At 48.1% G+C, this 3,061-nt stretch carries 1 rRNA gene; it reads right to left on the reverse strand.

Annotation, left to right across the window (positions count from 1 at the left end):
- Positions 1 to 109: 109 nt before the first annotated feature.
- Positions 110 to 2,932 (reverse strand): 23S ribosomal RNA (locus POW22_RS10290).
- Positions 2,933 to 3,061 lie beyond the last annotated feature (129 nt).

Below are 3,061 nucleotides of genomic sequence, written 5' to 3' on the forward strand. Positions count from 1 at the left end.
TGACATAAAGGAAAAAGAGATTCGAGAGTTTCTAGCAAGTTCATTTGAACTGCATTAAATTTTTAAAGCAAAGAGTGGCTTCCCTGACCCGAAGATCAGGGAAGTCGACGTACATAAGCTTATGGGTTATTAGTATCACTCGGCTATGATGTTACCACCTTTACACCTGTGACCTATCAACGTGGTAGTCTCCCACGACCCTTTAAAGAAATCTCATCTTGTGATGGGTTTCGCGCTTATATGCTTTCAGCGCTTATCCCTTCCCAACGTAGCTACCCAGCAGTGCTCCTGGCGGAACAACTGGTACACCAGAGGTTAGTCCAACTCGGTCCTCTCGTACTAGAGTCAGATTCACTCAAATTTCTCGCGCCCACTACAGATAGAGACCGAACTGTCTCACGACGTTCTGAACCCAGCTCGCGTGCCACTTTAATGGGCGAACAGCCCAACCCTTGGGACCTTCTCCAGCCCCAGGATGTGACGAGCCGACATCGAGGTGCCAAACCCCCCCGTCGATGTGAGCTCTTGGGGGAGATCAGCCTGTTATCCCCGGAGTACCTTTTATCCTTTGAGCGATGGCCCTTCCATGCGGAACCACCGGATCACTATGCTCTACTTTCGTACCTGATCGACCTGTATGTCTCTCAGTCAAGCTCCCTTATGCCATTGCACTCTACACACGATTGCCAACCGTATTGAGGGAACCTTTAGAAGCCTCCGTTACTCTTTTGGAGGCGACCACCCCAGTCAAACTACCCACCAAGCACTGTCCTCATTTCTGAGTTAGGCTTCAAATAAGTAAAGGGTGGTATTTCAACAATGACTCCACAACGCCTGGCGACGCCACTTCAAAGTCTCCCACCTATCCTACACATTACTTATCCAAAGTCAATACTAAGCTATAGTAAAGGTTCACGGGGTCTTTTCGTCCCGTAGCGGGTAATCGGCATCTTCACCGATACTACAATTTCACCGAGCTCATGGCTGAGACAGTGTCCAGATCGTTACACCATTCGTGCAGGTCGGAACTTACCCGACAAGGAATTTCGCTACCTTAGGACCGTTATAGTTACGGCCGCCGTTTACCGGGGCTTCAATTCAATGCTTCGCCGAAGCTAACATCTCCTCTTAACCTTCCGGCACCGGGCAGGTGTCAGGCCCTATACATCATCTTTCAATTTAGCAGAGCCCTGTGTTTTTGATAAACAGTCGCCTGGACCTCTTCACTGCGGCCAACATTGCTGTTGGCGACCTTTCTCCCGAAGTTACAGGTCTATTTTGCCTAGTTCCTTAGCCATGAATCTCTCGAGCACCTTAGAATTCTCATCCCAACCACCTGTGTCGGTTTACGGTACGGGCTGCTTCACTCGCTTTTCTTGGAAGTCGCTTCTCTGGATTATCACCGCAGCCGTAGCCTTAGTGTACTATCGCGGTATTACTACTCGCTTCAACGTGCTATTCCGTCAGCACGCACCAAATATACGCCTCCGTCACTTTTAACGTGAGCAGGTACCAGAATATTAACTGGTTGTCCATCCACTACCCCCTTCGGGTTCGCGTTAGGTCCCGACTAACCCTCAGCTGATTAGCATAGCTGAGGAAACCTTGGTCTTTCGGTGAGGGGGTTTCTCGCCCCCTTTATCGTTACTTATGCCTACATTTTCTTTTCTAGCCGTTCCAGCAAACCTCACAGTTCACCTTCAACACAACTAGAATGCTCCCCTACCCATCTTTACAGATGCCATAGCTTCGGTAGTATATTTATGCCCGATTATTATCCATGCCGGATCGCTCGACTAGTGAGCTGTTACGCACTCTTTAAATGAATGGCTGCTTCCAAGCCAACATCCTAGCTGTCTATGCAATCCAACCGCGTTTTGTCAACTTAATATACATTTGGGGACCTTAGCTGATGGTCTGGGTTCTTTCCCTCTCGGACATGGACCTTAGCACCCATGCCCTCACTGCTGATCATCATTTTATAGCATTCGGAGTTTGTCAGGAATTGGTAGGCGGTGAAGCCCCCGCATCCAATCAGTAGCTCTACCTCTATAAAACTAAATCAACGCTGCACCTAAATGCATTTCGGGGAGTACGAGCTATTTCCGAGTTTGATTGGCCTTTCACCCCTACCCACAGGTCATCCCAAGACTTTTCAACGTCAACGGGTTCGGGCCTCCACTGTGTGTTACCACAGCTTCACCCTGCCCATGGGTAGATCACACGGTTTCGCGTCTACTACTACTAACTAAAACGCCCTATTCAGACTCGCTTTCGCTACGGATCCGTTCCTTAAAAACTTAACCTCGCTAGTAAAAGTAACTCGTAGGCTCATTATGCAAAAGGCACGCCGTCACACGTAAACGTGCTCCGACCGCTTGTAAGCGTATGGTTTCAGGTTCTATTTCACTCCCTTATTCAGGGTTCTTTTCACCTTTCCCTCACGGTACTGGTTCACTATCGGTCTCTCAGGAGTATTTAGCCTTAGCGGATGGTCCCGCCAAATTCATACAGGGTTTCACGTGCCCCGCACTACTCAGGATACTGCTAACTGTAACTTTCTTTACCTATACCGGGCTATCACCGTCTATGGCCACGCTTTCCAACGTGTTCTAGTTCATCCAGCACAGTACATCGCAGTCCTACAACCCCAGTATTGCCGTAACAACACTGGTTTGGGCTACTGCGCGTTCGCTCGCCACTACTAACGCAATCACTATTGTTTTCTTCTCCTCCGGGTACTTAGATGTTTCAGTTCTCCGGGTTCGCTCCTAATTAAAGGTGACATGTCTTCAACATGCCGGGTTGCCCCATTCGGAAATTCACGGATCAAAATGTATGTGCCATTCCCCGCAACTTATCGCAGCTTATCACGTCCTTCTTCGCCTCTGAGAGCCTAGGCATCCCCCATACGCCCTTATCTTGCTTATTGTACTTTTTTGCTCTTAATGAGTTTGATTCAAATTTATTTTCGATGTCTGTAATCTATGATTACAAACAAATAACTTGCTTTCTCGTATTTCTTTTCCCAATATGTCAATGAACGTTTTTGATCTCGCTT

Origin of the sequence: Gilvibacter sediminis, assembly GCF_028561565.1 — a bacterium.
GTDB classification, from domain to species: Bacteria; Bacteroidota; Bacteroidia; order Flavobacteriales; family Flavobacteriaceae; genus Gilvibacter; species Gilvibacter sediminis.